Source organism: Pandoraea vervacti, from assembly GCF_000934605.2.
Lineage (GTDB): Bacteria > Pseudomonadota > Gammaproteobacteria > Burkholderiales > Burkholderiaceae > Pandoraea > Pandoraea vervacti.
Map to the genome: position 1 here is coordinate 2,068,494 of NZ_CP010897.2, position 22,709 is coordinate 2,091,202.

Here is a 22,709-nt window from a genome sequence, read left to right on the forward strand (position 1 = left end):
GATAAATGAAAACCGTAGGTCTGGTAGGTTGGCGGGGCATGGTCGGTTCGGTTCTGATGCAGCGTATGCAGCAGGAGAACGACTTTGCTTTGATCGAGCCGGTGTTTTTCAGCACCAGCAACGCGGGCGGCAAAGCCCCGTCGATGGCGAAGAACGAAACTTCGCTGAAAGACGCCAATGATGTCAACGAGCTGAAAAAATGCGACATCATCATTACCTGCCAGGGCGGTGACTACACAACGGAAATCTTCCCGAAGCTTCGCGCTGCGGGTTGGAACGGTTACTGGGTCGACGCGGCTTCGACGCTGCGCATGAAGGATGACGCGATCATCGTTCTGGACCCGGTCAACCTCGACGTGATCAAGAACGCCCTCACCAAGGGCACGAAGAACTTCGTCGGCGGCAACTGCACGGTCAGTTGCATGCTGATGGGCCTGGGCGGCCTGTTCCAGCACGGTCTGGTCGACTGGCTCACGTCGATGACCTATCAGGCGGCCTCGGGCGGCGGTGCGCAGCACATGCGTGAACTGCTCACGCAGTTCGGCACGATCAACGCCGAAGTCAAGGCGCTGCTGGACGATCCGCATTCGGCCATTCTCGAGATCGACCGCAAGGTGCTCGCCAAACAGCACGCGCTCACGGCTGACGAAACGAAGCAGTTCGGCGTGCCGCTGGGCGGCAACCTGATCCCCTGGATCGACAAGGATCTGGGCAACGGCCAGTCGAAGGAAGAGTGGAAGGGCGGCGCCGAGACCAACAAGATTCTGGGCCTGGGCGACGGTTTCCCGGGCACGCGCGCCATTCCGGTCGACGGTCTGTGCGTGCGTATCGGTGCGATGCGTTGCCATAGCCAGGCGCTGACCATCAAGCTTACGAAAGATGTGCCGTTAGACGAACTGACCGACATCATCGGCCAGGCGAACGACTGGGTGAAGGTGGTGCCGAACACGCGCGAAGCGTCGATGACCGATTTGACGCCTGCGGCCGTGACCGGCACGATGACGATCCCGGTGGGTCGCTTGCGCAAGATGTCGATGGGTCCGGAGTACCTGTCGGCATTCACGGTGGGCGATCAACTGTTGTGGGGCGCGGCCGAACCGCTGCGTCGCATGCTGCGGATCCTGCTCGACGCTTGAGCGTTGCAGCGTATCGGTAAGGCGTGAAGAACGGCGGCCCGCGAGGCCGCCGTCCGCGCTTTGGGAGGTCCCCCGAATGGCAAGGGTGGCCAGTGACAAACGACTGACAGGCTAGACAAGACACAGTGCGGAAATACTCGACCGGCAAGCGCGCAAATTCGACCCGTAATTCGTTTCGCTTGAGTGCGGCGGCGGCTGTCTTGTGGAGCCTCGGGCTTCTGAACGCCGGGGCCGCCGAGTTCGGTCCGCAACAGGTGCGCTCGGGTCCGGGCCAGCCGTTGCGCGCCGTGATCGTGCTGGGCAACGTATCGCAAGCCGAAGCCGACGGATTGTCGGTGAAACTCGCGCCGCGCGAAGCGTTCCGGCAGGCCGGTCTGCGCTACGACCCCACGCTCGAGAAGCTCTCCGTGTCGGTTGCGCCGACCGGTGGTCGTGAAGCAGGCTACAGCGGCACCTATCTCGTGCATGTCGATTCGGCAGAACCGGTCAGCACGTCGTTCCTCGATTTGTTGCTGGTCCTCGAATGGCGCACCGGACGTCAGTCCAACGCGATCACGCTGTCGGCCATGCCGGAGGCCAGCGCTGCTCAACCGCAGGCGGTTGTGCCCGCGGCCGCAACGGCCAACCGGGCGCCTGCGGCGTCGTCCGCCGTATCGTCCGCGCCTTCGGCGTCCGCTGCGGCGGGCAATGCTGCCGGTTCGGCGGCGGGGGGCGACACGCGCACCGTGGGTCGCGGCGACTCGCTATCGTCGATTGCGCGGGAGTACACGGGCGGCGAGGGCGGCACGACACTGGCGCAGATGATGACCGCGCTGTTCGAGGCGAACCGTTCGGCGTTCATCGGCAACGATCCCAACCGGTTGCGTCAGGGCGCAACGTTGACGCGCCCGGCCGATTCGCAGGTGCAGAGCATTCCTGCCGCGCAGGCACGCAAGTTCGTGTCCGCAGCGCGGGAACAGTTTGACGCGTATCGCGCGCGGCTGGCCGATTCGACGGCGCAGCAGGTAGCACCGGCCGGCGGCCGCAGTGCACAGGGCGCGATCGAAGCGGGCAAGGCGCCGGAAGCTGCCGCCCCCGCCACGCGCGATGAATTGAAGTTGTCGCGACCCGGCAAGGGGGGCGCGGGCGGCACGGCCGGTCGCGCCGGCGGCAACGAAGAAGAGCAAATCGCCCAGGGCAAGGCGCAGACCGAGGCCCAGGGCAGGGTGAATGAGTTGCAGAAGAACGTAGCAGATCTCCAGAAGCTGTTGGCGATTAAGAGTCAGGCCGTCGCTAATCTGGAGCAGCAGGCCGCCACCGCTTCCGGGGCGACTGCACAGGAAAAGACGGCGAAACCGGCCGATGGGAAGACGGTGAGCGCACCGGCAGCCACGCCGTCGGCCACCAGCGGGGCAGGACGGGGAGCAGGAAAGGGAGCAGGAAGCGGGACGCAAAGCGAGGCCGGAAATAGCGACGCGAAGTCGGCGGACGCCGCAGCCAGTGGCGCTACCGCTGTGGCCGCGTCCGGTGTCGCGGCTGGTGAGGGCGCGTCGGCCGTTTCGGCGCAAGCCAACGCTTCGGACGCCGCAGCGGTTGCAGCATCGGCAAGCGACGTTGCAGCGGCTTCTGCTGCGGCCGCCGCCAGCGCGCCGGCCGCCGAATCGAAGCCGGCGCCGAATGCCGCCATGAACTGGCGTGCGCTCACGCAGAATCCTTACGTATTGCCGGGAGCCGGCGTGCTGGTGGTGCTGCTCGGCCTGTGGTGGCTGATGCGTCGTCGCCGCGCCGAGCCGCCGGTCGGCCAGCCGGGACCGTACGACGATGGTCGCGATGGCCACGATGGTCACGTTCAGCCGGACGCCCCGCACGATTCGGCGCAAAGCGCCGAGCGGACGTCGTCGAATGCAGCAGGCGCGGCGGGAGTCGCCGGTGTCGCGGCAGCGGGCGTTGCAGGCGCTGCGGCCTTGTATGCGGCAAATCAGGCTGAAGCCGACGAGCATCTGCACCCTGACGCCGACGCAACGTGGACCGACCCGGACGAGGGAGCTGCGACTGCCGAGGACATCCCGACGGATGAGGTTGCCAACGAAGCCGCCGGCGCTGCCGAGTTGGATGCGTGGGATGCCGAGCAAGACGCCCTGACCGGTCAATTGGCCGACCAGGTGAGCGGTGAGGCGGATGACCCGGTGAGCGATGAAGCGGCCGAGGCGTCTTCCCACACGGCGCAGTTCGATGCCGCCGATACCGCCGATACCGCCGCCGCGCCGAGCGAATCGCACACATTTGAGGCGCCCGAGCCGCTCGCCAGCGAGTCGACGCAAACGGGGCCGGAAGCCTTGCACGAGGCCGCCAGCGAGCCCGAGATCGATTGGGATGCCGCATTCGCCGAAGCGGCGGGGCAGGCGCCTGTCGCGGCTGATGCCCCTGACGCCCCTGACGCCCCTGTTGCGCACCACGAACCGGTGGACGCGACGCTGTCGTCGCTCGGGGCGCCTGGCGCCGCTGCGGCGGCCGGTGGCGTCGCCGCCACGCACGCGTCGGCGTCCGGCGCCTTGACGCAGACACCGCAGGCGCCGAAAGCCGACGCAACGCCCGGGGGCGGCGTGGCGGGCATGCTGGGCGATCTCGATCTGGGCATTCCCGGCCAGCCGGCGAACGTCGGCACGATTTCGAGCGATGCCTTGCCCTCGCTCAGCAAGGGCATCGGTTCGGTCCAGTTCACGATGGCGCCGCCGGGCGACCCGCGTCTGGCGCCGGGACCGGCGTCCGGCGACATGGATGATATGGCGGATCTGGCGGATCTGGCAGACGCTGCCGAGTACGCCGACGATCTCGACGGCGAATTGAGCGACGCCGATTTCGACGCCGCCATGCTGCAGGCCCAACAGCCCGCCAACGCCCCGGAAGCGCCGCGCAGCTATACCGACGCGGCGCATGAGGCGCCGTCGCTGCGGCCGATGTCGTTCGACCTGTCTGACTTCAGCCTGGATCTGAAGGGCGATGATACCGCATCGGCAGCCTCGGCCCGCGTGAGCGCCCCGACGTTGCCCGCCGCGCCCGGCGAGCAGGCGCTGGTTGCACACGAAACGGTGGACGCCCCGGCACCGCAGACGGACTTTGCGCAGGTACCGGGCTATCCGCAAACGCAGCAAGTGGCGGCACCCGAGCCGGAAGTTGCTGCAGCGCCGTCTGCCGAGCCGATCGCGCCGCGCGCAGCGGCAACGGATGTCCCGGCTGCCCCGGCTATGCCGGACGAGTTCCATACAAAGCTCGAACTGGCCACGGCCTACCAGACCATCGGCGACGACGACGGCGCGCGGGAATTGCTCGAAGAGGTGATCGCCGGTGGCGACGCCGCCCAGCAGTCCGTCGCCCGCGCGCGGCTGGCCGAGTTGGGCAAGTGACGCTGTATCGTTGTATCGGCATCGCGAAAATCGATCCGAACGACCTGAACAAGACTGATTGACCGTAGTTTTTGGGCGCTCGTTGGTTGAGCGCCCATTTTTCTTTTTCATATGCGAATCGCACTGGGCATCCACTACGACGGCACGGCGTTCTCCGGCTGGCAATCGCAGCCGCATGGCAACACCGTGCAACAGGCGCTCGAAGCCGCGCTGCGCGAATTCGGCGGCGTTGCGTTGCCGACCACGGTGGCGGGGCGCACCGACGCCGGCGTGCACGGCATCGGCCAGGTCGTGCATTTCGACACGGACCTGGACCGCGCGATGTTCTCCTGGGTGCGCGGCGTGAATGCCTTCCTGCCCAAGACGGTTGCGGTGCAATGGGCGCAAGCGATGCCGGACGACTTTCACGCCCGCTTCGCGGCGTTCGAGCGCACGTATTTCTATGTGCTTTACGCGAATCCGGTGCGCTCGCCGCTGCTGCACGGTCGCACCGGCTGGCTGCACACGCCGCTCGATCTCGGGGCGATGCGTGCGGCGAGTCAGGTGCTCGTCGGGGAGCATGACTTCTCGGCGTTCCGGTCGTCGGAGTGTCAGGCGAAGACGCCCGTCAAGCACCTCTACGCCATCGACATCGAGCAGCAGGGCGACTTCTTCATCTTCCGCTTTCGCGCGAGCGCCTTCCTGCATCATATGGTGCGCAACATCATGGGCTGCCTGGTCTCGATCGGCCGCGGGCGCCAACCGGCGAGCTGGATGACGCACGTGCTCGCCAGCGGCGACCGACGTCAGGCGGCGCCCACGTTCATGCCCGACGGCCTCTATCTGGCGCGCGTGGGGTATCCTCAGGAATTCAACGTGCCGGAGCCCAACTGGGCCGCATGGCCGTTCCCGATGCCGTGGTCAAGCTCATGAAATCTCGTACCCGAATCAAGATTTGCGGCCTTTCGCAGCCGGCTGACGTCGATCATGCCGTGGCGCTGGGGGTCGACGCCATCGGCCTCGTCTTTTATCCGCCCAGCCCGCGTTACGTGGACCTCGCACGGGCCGCCGAACTGGCGCGCCGGGTGCCGTCGTACGTGAGCGTGATCGGCCTGTTCGTCAATGCCAGCGTCGACGAGATCGCCCGCACCGTGGAGGCTGTGCCGCTCACCGCGCTGCAATTTCACGGCGATGAAACGCCTGCGCAATGCGAGGCGCTGGCGGCAGCGGCGGGGAACCGTCCGTTCCTGCGCGCCATGCGTATCGGCCCGGAGACGAAAGACAGCGGCGATTTGCTACAATTCGCCAATGCATACACCGCCGCGCAAGGCATCTTGCTCGACGCCCTGGTCGAAGGTTATGGCGGTGGAGGAAAGGTTTTCGATTGGTCACTTATTCCAAAAGACATCGCGCGTCGGGCCGTTTTGAGTGGTGGCTTGAACGCACACAACGTTGCTGATGCCATCCGTCGGGTGACGCCTTACGCCGTTGACGTATCGAGCGGTGTGGAGGCGTCGCGGGGCGTGAAGGATCACGCCCGCATGACGGCGTTCGTGCAAGCGGTGCACGCCGCGGACGCCGAAAGCTAATGCAACCCGCCGGGGTGGCCGCCAGGGCCAGCGCCCGAGACGCCCGTCTCCCCGGTAACGCGAAGAGTGACGACCATGTACGATTTGCCTGACGCCCATGGCCATTTCGGCCAATACGGCGGTGTCTTTGTGGCCGAGACGCTGATTCACGCGCTCGACGAACTGCGCGAGGCTTACGCCAAGTATCAGCAGGATCCGGCCTTCCTCGAAGAATTCCACTACGAACTGAAGCACTACGTCGGCCGCCCGTCGCCGATCTATCACGCCAAGCGCTGGAGCCAGGAACTCGGCGGCGCGCAGGTGTACCTCAAACGCGAAGACCTGAATCACACGGGCGCGCATAAGGTGAACAACGTGATCGGACAGGCGCTGCTCGCGCGTCGCATGGGCAAGCGCCGTGTGATCGCCGAGACCGGCGCCGGTCAGCACGGGGTCGCGACGGCGACCATTGCGGCACGCTTCGGCATGGAGTGCGTCGTCTACATGGGCTCGGAAGACGTCAAGCGTCAGGCCGCCAACGTGTACCGCATGCAACTGCTGGGCGCGACCGTCGTGCCGGTGGAGTCCGGCTCCAAGACCCTCAAGGACGCGCTCAACGAAGCCATGCGCGATTGGGTGACGAACGTCGAAAGCACGTTCTACATCATTGGCACCGTGGCCGGCCCGCATCCGTACCCGATGCTCGTGCGCGACTTCCAGAGCGTGATCGGCGAAGAGTGCAAGGTGCAGATGCCGGAACTCGCCGGCCGTCAGCCGGATTACGTGCTGGCCTGCGTGGGCGGCGGCTCGAACGCCATGGGCATTTTCTACCCGTACATCGACGTGCCGAACGTGAAGCTCGTGGGGGTGGAAGCGGCGGGGGACGGCATCGAGACCGGCCGTCACGCGGCGTCCATCATCGGCGGCACGCCGGGCGTGTTGCACGGCAACCGCACGTATCTGCTGCAGGACGCGAACGGACAGATCACCGAGACGCACTCGATCTCGGCCGGTCTGGACTATCCGGGGGTCGGCCCCGAGCACGCGTGGCTGCACGACATCAAGCGTGCCGAGTACGTGGGCATTACCGATACGGAAGCGCTGCGGGCATTTCATGACTGCTGCCGGATCGAGGGCATCATTCCGGCGCTGGAGTCGAGCCACGCGCTCGCTTATGCGTGCAAGCTGGCGCCGACGTTGCCGAAGGATCAGATCGTTCTGGTCAATCTCTCGGGGCGCGGCGACAAGGACATGCACACCGTCATGGCGCTGGCCAAGCCAGAGCCGACGCGCGCATAAGGCGAGACGCGAGACACCGCAGAGCGCAAGTACCCGACTCAGGTTAAGGACACCAGAACCAGCATGACCGATCTGACTGATCGCAAGGCTCAGAATGACGCCCTCGGGACCGAGCGTCCCGTGGACGCCACCGAAGCCGCCGCCGCACGTCTCGAGGCCATGGAAGCGGCCGGCGAGTTGCGCGCGCGTTGGGCGCCGGGCGACATCACGTTGCGTCATGCGGACTTCCTGCAACATCTGCACGAACTGGAAGACGGCAGCGTCGACCTGATCCTTGCCGACCCGCCCTACGGGCTCGGCAAGGACTACGGCAACGACTCCGACAAGCGCTCCGGCGAGGACTTTCTCGGCTGGACGTACGGCTGGCTCGAAGCGGCGATTCCGAAGCTCGCGCCGCGCGGCTCGCTCTACCTGTTCTGCACGTGGCAGTACGCCCCGGAACTGTTCGTGTTCCTCAAGCAGCGCATGCTGATGATCAACGAGATCATCTGGGATCGCCGCGTGCCCAGCATGGGCGGCAGTACGCGGCGGTTCTCGTCCGTGCACGACAACATCGGCTTTTTCGCGGTATCGAAGGATTATTACTTCGACCTCGATGCCGTGCGTGTGCCGTACGACGCCGCCACGAAGAAGGCGCGTTCGCGCCGCATCTTCGAGGGCAGCAAATGGCTGGAGTTGGGTTACAACCCCAAGGATCTGTGGTCGATCTCGCGATTGCACCGGCAAGACCCCGAACGCGTCGATCATCCGACGCAGAAACCGCTGCATATCATCGAGCGCATGGTGCTGGCCAGTTGCCCGCCCGGCGGTCTCGTGCTCGACCCGTTCATGGGCAGCGGCACGACTGCTGTGGCTTGCGCGCTGCACGGCCGACGCTTCGTCGGCTATGAGCTCAACGCGCACTACCACGCGCTCGCTAATCAACGACTTCAGAGACTTTCCGATCATGTCCCGCATTCAAGCGACGTTCCAAGCCTTGCAAGCGCAGGGTAAAAAGGGCCTCATTCCGTTCATCACCGCCGGCGACCCCGAGCCGGGCTGGACGGTCAAGCTGATGCATGCACTGGCCGACAGCGGCGCCGACGTCATCGAACTCGGCGTGCCGTTCTCGGACCCGATGGCCGACGGCCCGGTCATTCAGCGTGCTTCCGAGCGCGCACTGGCGCGCGGCGTGAGTCTGGCCGAAGTGCTCGGCTACGTGGCCGCTTTCCGTCAGACGAACGACCGCACGCCCGTCGTGCTCATGGGCTACGCCAACCCGATCGAGGCGATGGGGCTCGACGCCTTCGCCGAGCGTGCCGCGACGGCCGGGGTCGACGGTGTACTGGTTGTGGACTATCCGCCGGAGGAGGCCGAAGGGTTCGCCAGTGCGGTGCGCGCACACAACATCGATCCGATCTTCCTGCTCGCCCCGACGTCGACCGACGAGCGCATTGCGGCCGTGGCGCGTCAGGCCAGCGGTTATCTGTACTACGTCTCGCTCAAGGGCGTAACGGGCGCAGCAAGCCTGGATACGGCCAGCGTGGCGGCCAAGATTCCTCAGATCAAGGCGCAGGCCAGGCTGCCGGTGGGCGTGGGCTTTGGCATTCGCGACGCCGAAACGGCCCGTGCGGTGGCCAACGTGGCCGACGCCGTGGTGATCGGCAGCGCCATCGTCCAGTTGCTGGAAAACACGCCGCGTGATCTGGAGGGCCAGAACGCGGTAAAATCGCTGGCTGAATTTATCGGCGGTATCCGTCAGGCGCTCGACTCGGGCGCCAAATCCGCGTAAATTCGCGGCAGAAATTGGCCGCGAATGGTGTTACGGCGTAGTTGCCGTCCGGTAAAACGCTGAATTGAAACGACCGTATCGTTCCCGCGGTACGGCTGCCTGGAAATGCCCCCGAAAGCGCCCGCTCCCTGCCGAGCGGGCGTTTGGCAAGGAGAAACTATGAGCTGGCTCGACAAGCTGCTGCCCCCGAAGATCAAGCAAACCGATCCGACGCAGCGCAACAAGAGCATCCCGGAAGGGCTGTGGATCAAGTGTCCGTCGTGCGAAGCGGTGCTGTATCGCGCCGACGTCGAAGCGAATCTGCACGTCTGCCCCAAGTGCGATCACCACATGCGAATCGGTGCGCGTGCGCGTCTGGACTCGCTGCTCGATGCGGAAGGCCGCTACGAGCTGGGTCAGGAAATCGTGCCGGTCGACGCGCTGAAGTTCAAGGACAGCCGCAAGTACCCGGATCGCATCAAGGAAGCGATGGACGACACCGGCGAGACCGATGCCATGGTGGTGATGGGCGGCGCAATCCACACGCTGCCGGTCGTCGTGGCCTGCTTCGAGTTCTCGTTCATGGGCGGCTCGATGGGGTCGGTCGTCGGGGAGCGCTTCGTGCGCGGCGCGCAAAATGCGCTGGAGCAGGGGGTGCCGTTCATTTGCGTGACCGCATCCGGTGGTGCGCGCATGCAGGAAAGCCTGCTCTCGCTCATGCAGATGGCGAAGACCACGGCCATGCTGACCAAGCTGGCCAACGCCAAGCTGCCGTTCATCTCGGTGCTGACCGATCCGACGATGGGCGGTGTGTCGGCCAGTTTCGCCTTCCTGGGCGACGTGGTGATCGCCGAACCGAAGGCGCTGATCGGTTTTGCCGGTCCGCGCGTGATCGAGCAGACCGTGCGTGAGAAGCTGCCGGAAGGCTTCCAGCGCTCGGAGTTCCTGCTGCAAAAGGGCGCGATCGACATGATCGTCGACCGTCGCAAGCTGCGCGAAGAAATCGCTCGCCTGATTGCGCTGATGCAGTGCCAGCCGGCGGACGCCGTCGCGTAAGTCCGGGAACGGTCGCGCCGTTGCAGCCCCCACGGGGCGGTGCAACGGCGTAGAATGACGCAACGCCACGCAGCGCTGCACCCGCGGCGCCTGAATGCATCACTTAGCAGGATATGAAGCGCGGACGTGAGTGACGTCCGCGTTTTTGTTTTTCTGCACGCACATCATGCCGACATACTCCACTCTCGACGCCTGGCTCGCCCATCTGGAAACCGCTCACCCCGTGGGCATCGATATGGGTCTTGCGCGCATTGGCCGTGTGAAAGACGCCCTCGGGCTGACATTCCCATGTCCCGTTTTCACCGTTGGCGGTACGAACGGCAAGGGCTCGACCTGCGCCATCATCGAAGCGATTCTGCTGTGCGCCGGTTACCGCGTGGGCTGTCATACGTCGCCGCATCTGATTTCGTTCAACGAGCGGGCTCGCATCAATGGCGAGAACGTCGACGACGCCACGCTGCTGCCGCATTTCGAGGCGGTGGAAAAGGCGCGCACGAGCTTCGCTGAGCCGGTCTCGCTCACGTACTTCGAATTCACCACGCTCGCGATCATGCACATGTTCGCCACGGCGGGTCTCGACGCCGTGATTCTCGAGGTCGGGCTCGGCGGCCGCCTGGACGCCGTGAACATCGTCGACGCCGACTGCGCCGTCGTCACCAGCATCGATATCGATCACCAGCAATATCTGGGCGATACCCGCGAGGCGATCGCGACCGAGAAGGCGGGCATTTTCCGCGCGGGCAAGCCGGCCGTCTGCGGCGATCCCATGCCGCCGGACACGCTGATTGCCGAGGCACAGCGCATCGGCGCCGACCTGTGGCTTTTCGGGCGCGACTTCAACTACCAGGGCGACAAGCAGCAATGGAGCTATGGCGGGCGAAACATGCGTCGTCCTGCGCTGGCGTATCCGGCGCTTCGTGGCGCCAATCAGTTGCTCAATGCCTCGGCGGCGCTCGCGGCGCTCGAATCGATGCGCGACGTGTTGCCGGTCTCGGCACAGGACATTCGCCTGGGGCTCGCGTCCGTGGAGTTGCCCGGACGCTTTCAGGTACTGCCGGGACGCCCGGCCGTGGTGCTCGACGTGGCCCATAACCCGCACGCGGCGGCGGCGTTGGGCCACAACCTCGACGGCATGGGCTTCTTCCCGTACACCTACGCGGTGTTCGGCGCGATGGCCGACAAGGACATCGAAGGCGTGCTGCGCCACCTCGTCGACAAGGTCGATCACTGGCGTTTGTGCGGGCTGCCGACCGAGCGTGCCGCGAGCCCGGCGTTGCTCGAAGAGAAGTTGCGGGCCGTTGGGTTCGTCGAAGATGCCGACCATTCGGTCGAAACCTTCGAATCCCCTGAGAAAGCCTATGCTGCCGCGCTCGAGCAGTGCGGCGAGAATGATAGAATTGTGGTTTTTGGATCGTTCTTTACGGTGGCGGGCGTGATGTCGCACCGCAAATTGCAACGCCACTGAGGTGTAGCGGTGCCCATGCCGTGACATTTGCTTACGAGAAATGTCATGCGCACGAAGCACCAGATGCGCGATGATCAGTCCAACGACGCAAGTTTCGACCTGAGCCAAGGGCCTATGGGATTGTTTTCCTTCCGCAAGAAAGACGCCGAAGCCGTTTCCCCGAAGCGCGGTAGCCGCAGGAGCGGCCGAACCGGCACCCGTACGGCGGGAGGAGGGGGCGAGTACAGCGAGCACGAGCAACTCGACCCGCTGCTGCCCGAAAAGCAACGCGCGCGCCGCCGTCTCGTCGGCGCACTCGCACTGGTGCTCGCGGCGGTCATCATTTTGCCGATGGTGCTCGCCCCCGAGCCGAAACCGGCTGCCGACGACATCGCCATTCAGATTCCCGGCAAGGACGCCAACTCACCGCCCGTGCGTGTGAAGCCGAAAGCGGCTGCGATGCCCCCAGCCGACGCGTCGCTCGACAAGGGTGAAGAGGCCGTCGACAGCAGCACGCTGGCGCAGTCCGCCAAACCGGCACCTGCACCGAGCGCCGTGCCGCCGTCTGCGGCTGCGGCTGCGGGTTCGACATCCACGCCGACGCCCGGGCCGGTGGCCACCGTTCCGGAACCGCAAGTCGCGCAGGTCAAGCCCGAACACAAGCCGGACGCCAGGCCCGAGGTCAAGAAGCCGGAATCGCACGCCGACACGAAGGTGGCGGCCAAGCCGGAAACGCACGACACGGCCAAGACGCAGCCCAAGCCGAACAACAACGTTGCAGATCCGATCGCACAGTTCGCGCAGAACAACACCACCGCCAAGCCTGCCGCCAAACCGGCGGACAATCACGACAACGCGCAGAAGACGGCCTCGAACGGCAAGTATCTGGTGCGCATCGGCGCCTTCTCGACGCAGGATCGCGCGCAGGCGTGGCTCGTCAAGCTCAAGTTGGTCAACGTGCCGAGCTACATGGTGAAAAGCACGGTCGATGGCCGGGAGCTTTACCTGTTGCGGGCCGGTCCGTTCCCGGATCGCAACGCCGCCGAAGCGGCTGGCAAGAAGATTCGCGACGCCGGCCTGACGGCGCAGGTCGCCGAGGCGGGTTGAGTTGGGCGATACGGTGCATAGCGGTCTGCTGACCGTGGTGGATTACGCAGCCATCGCCATTTTGCTTGGCTCGATGTTGCTGGGCATGCTGCGCGGACTCGTGCGCGAGTTGTTCAATCTGGTCGGCTGGGTGGTGGCGTTCTTCGTGGCGCGCGCCTTCGGCCCGAGCGTGGCGCACTGGCTGCCCGCCGATTTGCCCGGTGGCGAACTCACGCAAGGGGCGCTTGGCTTTTTGCTGGTGCTGATTGCCGTCGTGTTCGGTGCGGGTATCGTGAGTGCTCTGGTGGGGCGTATGACCGATCTGATCGGTTTGCGTCCGGCCGATCGCGGACTCGGCATGCTTTTCGGCATCGTTCGCGGCATTCTGCTCTTGATGTTGTTGATGGTCGCCGCCAAGTTAACGGCATTGCCGCAGCAACCGGTCTGGCAGCAGTCGGTGACGCGTCCATGGGTGGAAGCCGGGCTCGAGCGCCTGATGCCTTATCTGCCCGAGGCCGTGCAGCAATACCTGCGCAAACCCGAGACAGCGGTGCCTAACGTCAATCCGATGGGAACGACGGTTCCTTTGCCACGGTTGGAACCTTATTCGACGCCCCGTTCGGCGCCCGATCCCTATCGCAGCGTGCCGGAATCGGGGGCGCAGGGCGGGCCGGACGGTGGCCGGACGGGCGCGACGAACGACGCTGTGAACCGTGGCGTCACCGGGGTGGCCACGGAAGTGACGAATAAAGTGACGAGCGCGACGAGCGAAGTAACAAGCGAAGTCAGGAATACGGCAACGAAAGCGATGTCGACGCGCTTGTCGAACCTGATGGGCGGCGGCGCATTGCGCGACACCAATGGTACCGGTCTGAACGCTCAGGCCGCAGGCGAGGGCGCTGGCGCCCCGCAGCAGGGATGGGGAATGCGCAGCGGTGGATCGAGCGGATCGCCCACGCCGTCGACCGGCCTGCACAAGGTTTCCGAATGACGGATAATACTGTCCGTTTGAAGCAGATTTCGATGTTTTTAGAAGGATTCATGCCATGTGTGGCATCGTCGGTGTAGTCTCCAAATCCCCGGTCAACCAGTTCATCTACGACAGCTTGCTGCTCCTGCAGCACCGCGGCCAGGACGCCGCCGGTATCGCGACGACGGATGGCCAGTCCTTCTACATGCACAAGGGCAACGGCATGGTGCGCGACGTGTTCCGCACGCGTAACATGCGCGACTTGCCGGGCACGGTCGGTATCGGTCAGGTGCGCTACCCGACGGCAGGGTCGTCGAGCGCCGCGCAGGCCCAGCCGTTCTACGTGAATGCCCCGTACGGCATTGTGCTCGCCCACAACGGCAACCTGACGAACTGGGAACAGCTCAAGGACGAGATGTTCCGCGTCGACCGCCGCCACATCAACACCACCTCCGACTCGGAAGTCCTGCTCAACGTGCTCGCGCACGAATTGCAGGAAAGCTCGCGCGACGGCCTGTCCGTCGAGTCGCTGTTCCAGGCGGTGACCAAGGTGCATAGCCGTTTGCGCGGCTCGTACGCCATCGTCTCGATTGTCTCCGGCTTCGGTCTGCTGGCCTTCCGCGATCCGAACGGCATTCGCCCGCTGTGCATCGGTCGTTTCGACGGCCCGAACGGCACAGAGTGGATGGTGGCGTCGGAATCGGTGGCGCTCGAAGGCATGGGCTTCGCGTTTGAGCGCGACGTCAAGCCGGGCGAGGCGATCTTCATCAGTAACGATGGCGAACTGACGTCCAAGCAATGCTCGGCCGCGTCGTCGATGCATCCGTGTATTTTCGAGCTCGTGTATCTGGCGCGTCCGGATTCCGTGCTCGACGGTGTGCCGGTCTATGACGCGCGTCTGCGCATGGGCGATTACCTCGCCGAGAAGATCCGCCGCGAGATCGACTACAAGGACATCGACGTCGTCATGCCGATTCCGGATTCCAGCCGTCCGGCGGCCATGCAGGTCGCCAAGCGTCTGGGCCTGAACTACCGTGAGGGGTTCTTCAAGAACCGTTACGTCGGCCGTACGTTCATCATGCCGGGTCAGGCGATGCGCAAGAAGTCGGTGCGCCAGAAGCTCAACGCGATGCGCGTGGAGTTCAAGGACAAGAACGTGCTGATCGTCGACGATTCGATCGTGCGCGGCACGACCAGCCAGGAAATTGTGCAGATGGCGCGCGACGCGGGCGCCCGCAAGGTGATCTTCGCCTCCGCTGCGCCGCCGGTGAAGTTCCCGAACGTGTATGGCATCGACATGCCCACGCGTAGCGAACTGGTCGCGCATGACCGTAGCGACGAGGAAGTGGCCCGCATCATCGGCGCCGACGAACTGATCTATCAGGACGTCGAGGACATGAAGGCCGCAGTGCGCGACATCAACCCGGCGCTGTCCGACTTTGATGCGTCGTGCTTCGACGGCAACTACATCACGGGCGACGTCACGCCGGAGTACCTGAACCGTCTGGAGCAGCAGCGCAAGGCGCCCAAGGCGCCGGTCGTCGAGTCCGGCGAAGGCGATGAAAACGAGCCGCGCGGCGCGCAGCTGGGTCTGTAATCCTGCCGCCTGGCAAGCGGCGCTCGGGGGGCGGTCAGCCGCGGCCCCCGAGCGTTGCCCGAGTCCTGTCGGCGGCAGTCTGCAGGGACGGCCGGTCAGGGCGGCGGACGTTTTCCCAGCGCGCCGCCAACGTGCTACACTGCTTCTCACGTCGATTTGATTTCAGCTTGCGGACGTGGGGGAATCTCCCCGAAACAGCTAAAGCGAGGCCTAGACAGATGGATTTCGAGCCCGTTTTGCTGACAAGCGAAACGGGCTTTTCTTTTTTTGGCCGGCGAGCGAGCCGACCCAATGACGAGACACACGATGGATTCCTTCGACTTCGATACCCTGGCGGTGCGCGCGGGCACGCAACGCTCCGAGTTTGGTGAACATTCCGAGGCGCTGTATCTGACCTCCAGCTTCGTTTTCAAGAGCGCGGCCGAAGCGGCCGAGCGCTTTGCGCATTCGGAAGAGGGCTTTACGTACTCGCGTTTCACCAATCCGACCGTATCGATGTTCCAGGACCGGCTGGCAGCGCTTGAAGGCGGCGAGGCGTGCATGGCCACGGCCTCGGGCATGAGCGCCATCGTCTCCGTCGTGATGTCGGCCCTGTCGGCCGGCGATCACCTTGTGAGCTCGCAAAGCATCTTCGGCTCGACGCTGAACGTCTTCTCGACGATCTTCAGCCGCTTCGGTGTGGAGACGACCTTCGTCGATCCGACCGACCTCGACGCATGGCGCGCCGCGATCCGTCCGAACACGAAGATGTTCTTCCTGGAGACGCCGTCCAACCCGCTCACCGACATTGCCGACATCGAAGCCATCGGCAAGATCGCGAAGGAAGCCGGGGCGCTGTTCGTCGTCGACAATTGTTTCTGTACGCCGGTGTTGCAGCGTCCGATCGAGTACGGCGCCGACGTGGTGGTGCACTCGGCCACGAAGTATCTCGACGGTCAGGGGCGCGTGCTGGGCGGCGCCATCGTCGGCAAGAAAGACTTCATCATGGGCAAGGTCTTCACGTATGTGCGCAGCGCCGGCCCGACGCTCTCCGCGTTCAACGCATGGGTGCTGCTCAAGGGGCTGGAGACGTTGTCGCTGCGTGTCGAGAAACAATCGGCGAACGCGCTCGAAGTCGCGAAGTGGCTGGAGCAGCAGCCGCAGGTCGGCCGTGTGTTCTACCCCGGCCTGCCGTCGCATCCGCAGTACGAACTCGCCAAGCGTCAGCAGAAGTCGGGCGGGGCGATCGTTGCATTCGAACTCAAGGGGCAGACCCCTGCCGAGCAGCGCGAGAATGCCTGGCGCGTGATCGACAGCACGCGCGTGTGCTCGATCACGGGCAATCTCGGCGATACCCGCACGACCATCACGCACCCGGCGAGTACCACGCATGGCCGTATCACGCCCGAAGCCCGGGCAGCCGCCGGCATTACCGAAGGGTTGATCCGTCTGGCCGTGGGTCTCGAGTCGCCGGCCGACATTCAGGCCGATCTGGCGCGCGGTTTCAAGCGCTGAGCGGGATAAGCACGACATGAGCAAGTTCTGGAGTGCGGGCGTCGCCGATCTGACGCCTTATGTCCCCGGTGAGCAGCCGCAGATGCAGCGGCTCATCAAACTCAACACCAATGAAAATCCGTACGGCCCGTCGCCGCGCGTGCTCGCCGCGATTCGCGACGCGCTCGGCGACGATGCCGACGCGCTCAAGCGATATCCGGATCCGGATGCGCGAAGCTTCAAGCAGGCCATTGCAGCGCGTTTCGGTCTGGACGTGACCAATGTGCACGTGGGCAACGGTTCGGACGAGGTACTGGCGAATGTGTTTCAAGGGTTGCTGAAGCACGACAAGCCGATTCTGTATCCGGACATCACGTACAGCTTCTACCCGGTGTATTGCGGGCTGTATGGCGTGGCGTTCGAGAACGTGCCGCTCACGGATACGTTTGAGATCGACGTCGACGACTACCTCAGGCCGAACGGCGGCATCATTTTCCCGAATCCGAATGCACCGACGGGGCGTGCGCTCGCGTCGGGCGAGATCGAGCGTCTGCTCGCGGGCAATCCGGATTCGGTGGTCGTGATCGACGAGGCGTATATCGACTTCGGTGGCGAGACGGCGGCCGGGCTGATCGCGAAGTATCCGAATCTGCTCGTGGTGCAGACATTGTCGAAGTCGCGCTCGCTCGCCGGGTTGCGCCTTGGCTTCGCTATCGGTCACGCGGATCTGATCGAAGCGCTCGAACGGGTGAAGAACAGCTTCAACTCGTACCCGCTCGACCGTCTCGCGCAGGCGGCGGGCGTGGTGGCCATCGAAGACGAGGCGTATTTCGACGAGACGCGTCACGCGGTGATTCGAAGCCGCGAGGCGTTGACGACACGGCTCGAGGCGCTGGGCTTCGAGGTTCTGCCTTCCCGGGCGAACTTCGTGTTCGTGCGCCATCCGTCACACGACGCCGCGCAACTGGCTGCCGCGCTGCGCGAGCGCTCGATCATCGTGCGTCACTTCAAGCATGCGCGCATCGCGCAGTTCCTGCGAATTACCGTGGGCACGGATGCCGAGTGCGTGGCGTTGACGGATGCGCTGAGCGAGATATTGCCGAAGGCGTGATTTGCGCTTGAGTGCGGGGGGAATGTTACGGCGCGACCCGCATGTAGCAGATGACGCAGGCACCCAACGCCGGTGGCGGCCCCGAATGAAGGGTCTGTCACCGGCGTTCTCGTAGCAGACGTGGCATCGGCCGGTGGGAACGGGTCGGTGCGACATCGCGTCGGCCCTGATGCCTGGCAACGAGGTGCACGCACGTCACCCGGACTCACCGCCTCAGAAGTTCACAGGTCCGGACGCTGCCCATCCCCAAGAGAATCCAACCGTGCCGCACGCGAGCGCGCGATGATCGCGAGTTGCAGAAGAAACCCGGCGGCCATCGCGATCAGGCAGGCCTTCACGCCGAATGCGGAGGCGATCCATGCGCCCAGAAACGCGCCGAGCGGCCGGGCGCCGAACGTCGCCGTCATGGTCGCCGCGGACACGCGTGCGACCAACTGGCCCGGCGTGACGACCTGGCGCAGCGATGTCGTCGAGATCGTCCAGACGATGGGGCCGAAGCCGAACAGGAAGAATGCGGTGAACACGACGGCGTGAACCCCCACAGCCTCGCTTGCGCCACTCGATAACGCGGTCGACGCCATCGCCACTGCCGCCAGCGCCGCGCTAACGGGCCCCAGCAGGATCTGCCGCCCGAACCGCAGCCGCTGCGCGAGACGTGCATAACCCATCGCCCCGCACACCATGCCGAAGCCGTACACCCCTAGTGCGATGCCGACCGCTTGCGCGGAGAATCCGAGCGAGTCGATCGCGTAGTAGGCAAAGATCGCGAGCAGCAGATACCACGAGGTATTGAACACGAACGCGGTCGCGACGATCGGGCGCAGATGAATGTTCGTCGCGATGAAACGAATGCCTTCGCCGAGCTCGGCCACAAAGTGACGGCGCGATCTCGTGCGTGCTACCTCGTTTGGCAACCGCGATAGCCAGAATGCGCTGGCGAGCGACAGGGCAAAGGCCGCCGCGAATGCGAACATGCCCGACGCCACGCCGGCGAGCACGCCGCCAATCGCGGGCCCCGCCGTGAAGGCGATGCTGCGTGCCGTCTCCAGCCGCCGGTTTGCGGTGAGCAGATGCGCCGGCGCGACGAGTGTCGCCACCAGCGACGGGGCGGCTGCCCCGAAGACGACCGTTCCCGTCGCCATGGCGAAACCGAGCAAGCCCAGCGCGCTCAGCGTGAGCCACTGAAGTTGAAACAAGACGAAAAGCAGCAGCAACGCGGCGGCCCGAAGCCACTCCGTGCCGATCATGAGGGGTTTGCGGCGGTAACGATCCGCCAGCACGCCCGCAGGCAACGACAGCAGCAGAAACGGCAGTGTGGTCGCGGCTTGCAGCGACGCTGTCTGTTGCGCAGAGGCATGCAAGGCCATGACCGCGACGATAGGAATGACGGCGAGCGTCATTTGTTCGCTGAACTGCGCGGCGAGATTCGCGCGCGAGAGCGAGGTGACGAGCGAATCTATCGACGAGGCGTCGCGTGCGGTGAAGCGGCTGGCGTCCGGCATGGCGCATTCCTTCGGGATCGTTGTCTCGAAGGAAGGTTGGACGATGCCGGCGCAGATGGCGCTCCGTTTCTTGCTATCGAATCAATTTCGCGCCGTGAGCGGCACGTAAGCCTCGCCGTTGATGCGCCGCGGCGTCGGCGTGAAGGCATCGCTCATCACGTCGTGCGCCGCGTTGTAATACGGCGTATCGATGTCGAGCAGCCCGAGCATCGTATGTTCGAGTCGATCCGTCTGATAGGGGCGCGCTTCGAGCGCAGCGCGCGTGTCGGCATCCGGTGTCTGGCGCGTCCAGACGATCATCGGTATCTCGTAACCGGAGGCATCCGAGACGGACTGCCCGGTGTGATTGCGCGTATGGCCGACCTCCTGCGCGTGATCCGAGCTGAACAGCAGGCTCGCCTCCGATTGCGTCGACGCCGCCATGGTCTTGCGGATCAGGTTCGAGACGACGTAGTCGTTGTAGGCGATGGCGTTGTCGTAATCGTTGCGTGAATGACGCACCCACAGCGAGCGACCCCTGGCCTCGAGATCGGCCATGACGCTGTCGTTGGTGTTGTCGAAGCGTGCGAATTCGTCGGGGTAGCGCATGTCGTAGGTCGGGTGTGCCCCCAGCAGATGCACGATGATGAGCTTGCGCGGGGCGTCGTGCGCGAGTGCGGCGTCCACGACCGGCAGAAGGTTGCCGTCGAAATTGTTCTCGCCGCGCCCATAGCCCTTGTTGATGAAGGTGCGCTCGTCGGCACGATTGGCCACGAGTCCCAGCCAGCCGTCGTTGGGCACCTGATTCGAGATCCAGTAGGTGCGATATCCCGCCTCCCTGGCGAGCATCACGAGGTCGGGCTGCCGGGTCCACGCCTCGGGGTCGTCGAGGCTCGCGGGCGTGAGCATTTTCATGAGCGAGGCCATCGTTGCCGGCTCGGAGGAGACGACGTCACGGAACACGGTCAGCTCGTCACGCATCGAGCCGAGCATCGGCGTGGTGTTGCGCGCATAGCCGTAGATCGACATGTTGTTGCGGTTCAGACTCTCGCCGATGACCCAGACGACCGTCTTGCGCGACGGTCCGCGATACCGCACCTGCCATTCGGCGCGCTGCGCCATGTTGCGCTCGAGTTCGCGTTGCAGTTCGTCGGCATGCGCCAACTGCCCCTTGTAATCGAGATAGCGGATCGGCCAGTAGAGCAGCGGATTCTCCTTGGCCATGGTGGGGTTCAGATGCAGGGCGAAAAAGCCGGTAAAAAGCGTGACGATGGCGAGCTTGCTGCGGCGCCGCAGCGGGGGCAGCGCACGCGATGCCTCGATACGCGTGAGGCGCCGCTCCAGCACCGTGGCCGCCGTCATCAGCAGGACGAAGGCGGCGCTCGCTTCGACCACGTCGCGCCAGTTATGCCGGAAGAATTCGCCGGTCTCCGACGCATTGGTGTTGAACACCGCCTGCAACACCAGGAGATGGTTCGGACGTAATCCGAAGTAATCGCGCAGGAACCCTTTGGCGGCGGCGTCGAGGAAAAAGACGGCAATGACGCCAAGCGTCGTGGCGCTGAGCCACGCGGGCCGCGCCCGCAGCAACAGACACAGCCCTGCCAGACCGGGCAGGGCGGTCGCCATGATCGCGGCGCTCTTGCCGTATTCGCTCCCGCTGAGCATGCCGAGCGCCCAGAACATGGCCAGCCCGCCCAGCCCGATGCCCAGCCGGTAAAGAAGTGATCTCAAGATGAACGTCCCCCAATGCTGCCGGCACGTCGCGGCGTGCCTGTCTATCGTTGCTCGCCCACGCGTGATCATGACGCGAAGCCCGCAAGCCTCGCTTGGCGGCAGCGATTCGACCGGGAAACGGGATTTTCGGTTCTTGAGGTGCTAATTTTTGGGACGAACGCCAGTCGGTTTTCCGAGATTTCGCGGGAACCTGACGCGTCGGCACGTCAGTGCAGGCGAGCCCCGTTGGGCACAGGCCGCTCGACACCGGCCAGCACGATCGCGCCCTCGGCATCGGCGAAGCCCGTCACCAGCACCTCCGAGACCACGCCCGCAATGCGTTTCGGCGCGAAGTTGCACACGCACAGCACCTGACGGCCAACGAGGCTTTCCGGGCGGTAATGCACGGTGATCTGGGCGCTGGACGTTTTCACGCCCATCTCGCCCAGATCGACCTCCAGCACATAGGCCGGTTTCCTGGCCTTCTCATTGAGGCGAGCCGCCACGACGGTGCCCACGCGCAACTCGATCTTCTCGAAGTCCTGCCATTCGATAGGCGGTGCGGTGTCGGCGGGACTGACGGCGTCGGTCATGGTGGCTCCAGGCGGTGGTCGATGAATGAAGCCCGAAGCGTAACGTGGCGCACGGCGGCGCGGCTTGTGAAATCCGGCAGACGGCGATCCGGTGGCGCGACGAAAGTGATCACGAGCGACCGGCAACCAGCAACCGCCGAGCGGTGCGGGTCAGCGTTTCACGCAGTGCCCGGGGCGTTGCGTGGCCGCATGCTTCCGACGCCATGCGGCTGGCGTCAGGCCATAGTGCTGTCGAAAGGCGTGCGTCAGTGCGCTCTGATCGTTGAAGCCGACGTCGAGCGCGATGTCGGCGAGCGGCGTGTCGTCGGCGATGAGCCGCGACGCCGCTTGCGTCAGGCGCAGACGCATGAGGTGTCGATGCGGCGTCTCGCCGGTCATGGCGACGAAGCAGTCGTGGAAGTGGCGAACGCTCATGCCGGCTTCGCGCGCGAGCGTCGCAGTGTCGAGCGGCGTGGCCAGATCGGCTTGCAGCCGCCGGTCGACCTGCGCCAGATCCAGTCGGACGGTGCGTGACGCATGGCGCGCCGGGGCCAGCCGCGCCGTGAGCGCTGCCAGCCAGTCGCGCACGGCGGGACCGTCGGCGTCGAGCGGTCGGCTCGTGTCGACACCCGCGCTCACCCGGTGCGCCAACGCCAGCAGTTTCCCATCCAGGGCAAAGAACGCCGCATGCGCGAAGGCACGCTCCGTTCCGGTCTGCCGGGCCACCTGCGAAGGCACGTCCAGCACGACCTGGCGGTTTGGCCCGTCGCCGCGATAGTCATGTCGCACGCCCGCGGGAATTACCACGCCGTTGCGCGCCCCGACGCGCCCCGACTGCGCGGCGTTGCCGTCGAGCGAGAGCGACATGCGCCCGGACAAACCGATGACGACCTGATGAAAGTCGTGTGTGTCGGTGCTGTCGGTGGGACGGTACTCGCGCAGTTCGAGAATCGGGGCGGGGGCGGCCATAAGACGTCGGCTAAGGGGCAGAAGCGGAGATATCGGAGATATCGGAGAAATCGGAGAAATCGTCAGGAAATCGGACGTTAGCACCATTCAGGGGAATAAGGCGGGAGAGGTGCATGACT

The 22,709-nt window shown here is 65.0% G+C and carries 18 protein-coding genes; 14 read left to right on the forward strand and 4 right to left on the reverse strand.

Features of this window, described 5'->3' with window-relative positions; all coding sequences use genetic code 11:
- Positions 1 to 5: 5 nt before the first annotated feature.
- From asd to hisC, 14 genes are all read left to right on the forward strand, one after another.
- Positions 6 to 1,136: an aspartate-semialdehyde dehydrogenase gene (gene asd / locus UC34_RS09375; protein ID WP_072617453.1), complete on the forward strand. Its 1,131-nt coding sequence runs from the start codon at positions 6 to 8 to the stop codon at positions 1,134 to 1,136.
- Positions 1,137 to 1,336: 200 nt separating this feature from the next.
- Positions 1,337 to 4,519, forward strand: a complete 3,183-nt coding sequence (locus UC34_RS09380) for a motility hub landmark protein FimV (protein ID WP_157123112.1) — start codon at positions 1,337 to 1,339, stop codon at positions 4,517 to 4,519.
- A 111-nt stretch (positions 4,520 to 4,630) separates the two neighbouring features.
- Positions 4,631 to 5,431: a tRNA pseudouridine(38-40) synthase TruA gene (gene truA, locus UC34_RS09385; RefSeq protein WP_044455336.1), complete on the forward strand. Its 801-nt coding sequence runs from the start codon at positions 4,631 to 4,633 to the stop codon at positions 5,429 to 5,431.
- On the forward strand, positions 5,398 to 6,087 hold the full coding sequence (locus tag UC34_RS09390) for a phosphoribosylanthranilate isomerase (RefSeq protein WP_072617455.1): 690 nt from the start codon (positions 5,398 to 5,400) through the stop codon (positions 6,085 to 6,087). Before truA ends, UC34_RS09390 begins: the two co-directional genes overlap by 34 nt.
- A gap of 75 nt (positions 6,088 to 6,162) precedes the next feature.
- Positions 6,163 to 7,365: a tryptophan synthase subunit beta gene (gene trpB, locus UC34_RS09395; protein WP_044455337.1), complete on the forward strand. Its 1,203-nt coding sequence runs from the start codon at positions 6,163 to 6,165 to the stop codon at positions 7,363 to 7,365.
- Positions 7,366 to 7,524: 159 nt separating this feature from the next.
- Positions 7,525 to 8,358: a DNA-methyltransferase gene (locus UC34_RS09400; protein ID WP_044457949.1), complete on the forward strand. Its 834-nt coding sequence runs from the start codon at positions 7,525 to 7,527 to the stop codon at positions 8,356 to 8,358.
- The gene (gene trpA / locus UC34_RS09405; protein ID WP_044455338.1) at positions 8,312 to 9,136 is read left to right on the forward strand and encodes a tryptophan synthase subunit alpha; all 825 of its coding nucleotides are present in this window, start codon (positions 8,312 to 8,314) and stop codon (positions 9,134 to 9,136) included. The genes UC34_RS09400 and trpA overlap by 47 nt, the downstream gene beginning before the upstream one ends.
- A 159-nt stretch (positions 9,137 to 9,295) precedes the next feature.
- Positions 9,296 to 10,171 carry an acetyl-CoA carboxylase, carboxyltransferase subunit beta gene (gene accD / locus UC34_RS09410; protein ID WP_044455339.1) on the forward strand — a complete coding sequence of 292 codons (876 nt, stop codon included), beginning with the start codon at positions 9,296 to 9,298 and terminating at the stop codon, positions 10,169 to 10,171.
- A 166-nt stretch (positions 10,172 to 10,337) separates the two neighbouring features.
- Positions 10,338 to 11,636, forward strand: coding sequence for a bifunctional tetrahydrofolate synthase/dihydrofolate synthase (gene folC, locus UC34_RS09415; RefSeq protein WP_044457950.1), 1,299 nt, complete (start codon positions 10,338 to 10,340; stop codon positions 11,634 to 11,636).
- A gap of 45 nt (positions 11,637 to 11,681) precedes the next feature.
- Positions 11,682 to 12,722 (forward strand): SPOR domain-containing protein, encoded by a 1,041-nt coding sequence (locus UC34_RS09420; RefSeq protein ID WP_052810961.1) that lies wholly within the window; start codon positions 11,682 to 11,684, stop codon positions 12,720 to 12,722.
- 1 nt (position 12,723) lies between these two features.
- Complete coding sequence (locus UC34_RS09425) at positions 12,724 to 13,692, forward strand: CvpA family protein (RefSeq protein ID WP_052810962.1); 969 nt, start codon at positions 12,724 to 12,726, stop codon at positions 13,690 to 13,692.
- Between the two features lie 55 nt (positions 13,693 to 13,747).
- Entirely contained in the window at positions 13,748 to 15,268 is a 1,521-nt protein-coding gene (purF, locus tag UC34_RS09430) for an amidophosphoribosyltransferase (RefSeq protein ID WP_044455340.1), read from the forward strand.
- Positions 15,269 to 15,574: 306 nt separating this feature from the next.
- Positions 15,575 to 16,762 carry an O-succinylhomoserine sulfhydrylase gene (locus UC34_RS09435; RefSeq protein ID WP_044455341.1) on the forward strand — a complete coding sequence of 396 codons (1,188 nt, stop codon included), beginning with the start codon at positions 15,575 to 15,577 and terminating at the stop codon, positions 16,760 to 16,762.
- Positions 16,763 to 16,778: 16 nt separating this feature from the next.
- Positions 16,779 to 17,852 (forward strand): histidinol-phosphate transaminase, encoded by a 1,074-nt coding sequence (hisC, locus tag UC34_RS09440; RefSeq protein ID WP_044455342.1) that lies wholly within the window; start codon positions 16,779 to 16,781, stop codon positions 17,850 to 17,852.
- A 221-nt stretch (positions 17,853 to 18,073) separates the two neighbouring features.
- Here hisC and UC34_RS09445 read toward each other — a convergent pair whose 3' ends face one another.
- The 4 genes from UC34_RS09445 to UC34_RS09460 all read right to left on the reverse strand — a co-directional run bounded on the left by UC34_RS09445 (position 18,074) and on the right by UC34_RS09460 (position 22,590).
- Positions 18,074 to 19,354: an MFS transporter gene (locus UC34_RS09445; protein ID WP_084070487.1), complete on the reverse strand. Its 1,281-nt coding sequence runs from the start codon at positions 19,352 to 19,354 to the stop codon at positions 18,074 to 18,076.
- A gap of 81 nt (positions 19,355 to 19,435) precedes the next feature.
- Positions 19,436 to 21,067, reverse strand: a complete 1,632-nt coding sequence (locus UC34_RS09450) for a phosphoethanolamine transferase (protein ID WP_157123114.1) — start codon at positions 21,065 to 21,067, stop codon at positions 19,436 to 19,438.
- A 209-nt stretch (positions 21,068 to 21,276) separates the two neighbouring features.
- Complete coding sequence (locus tag UC34_RS09455) at positions 21,277 to 21,642, reverse strand: tRNA-binding protein (RefSeq protein ID WP_044455344.1); 366 nt, start codon at positions 21,640 to 21,642, stop codon at positions 21,277 to 21,279.
- A 150-nt stretch (positions 21,643 to 21,792) separates the two neighbouring features.
- Positions 21,793 to 22,590 carry an AraC family transcriptional regulator gene (locus UC34_RS09460; RefSeq protein WP_044455345.1) on the reverse strand — a complete coding sequence of 266 codons (798 nt, stop codon included), beginning with the start codon at positions 22,588 to 22,590 and terminating at the stop codon, positions 21,793 to 21,795.
- Positions 22,591 to 22,709 lie beyond the last annotated feature (119 nt).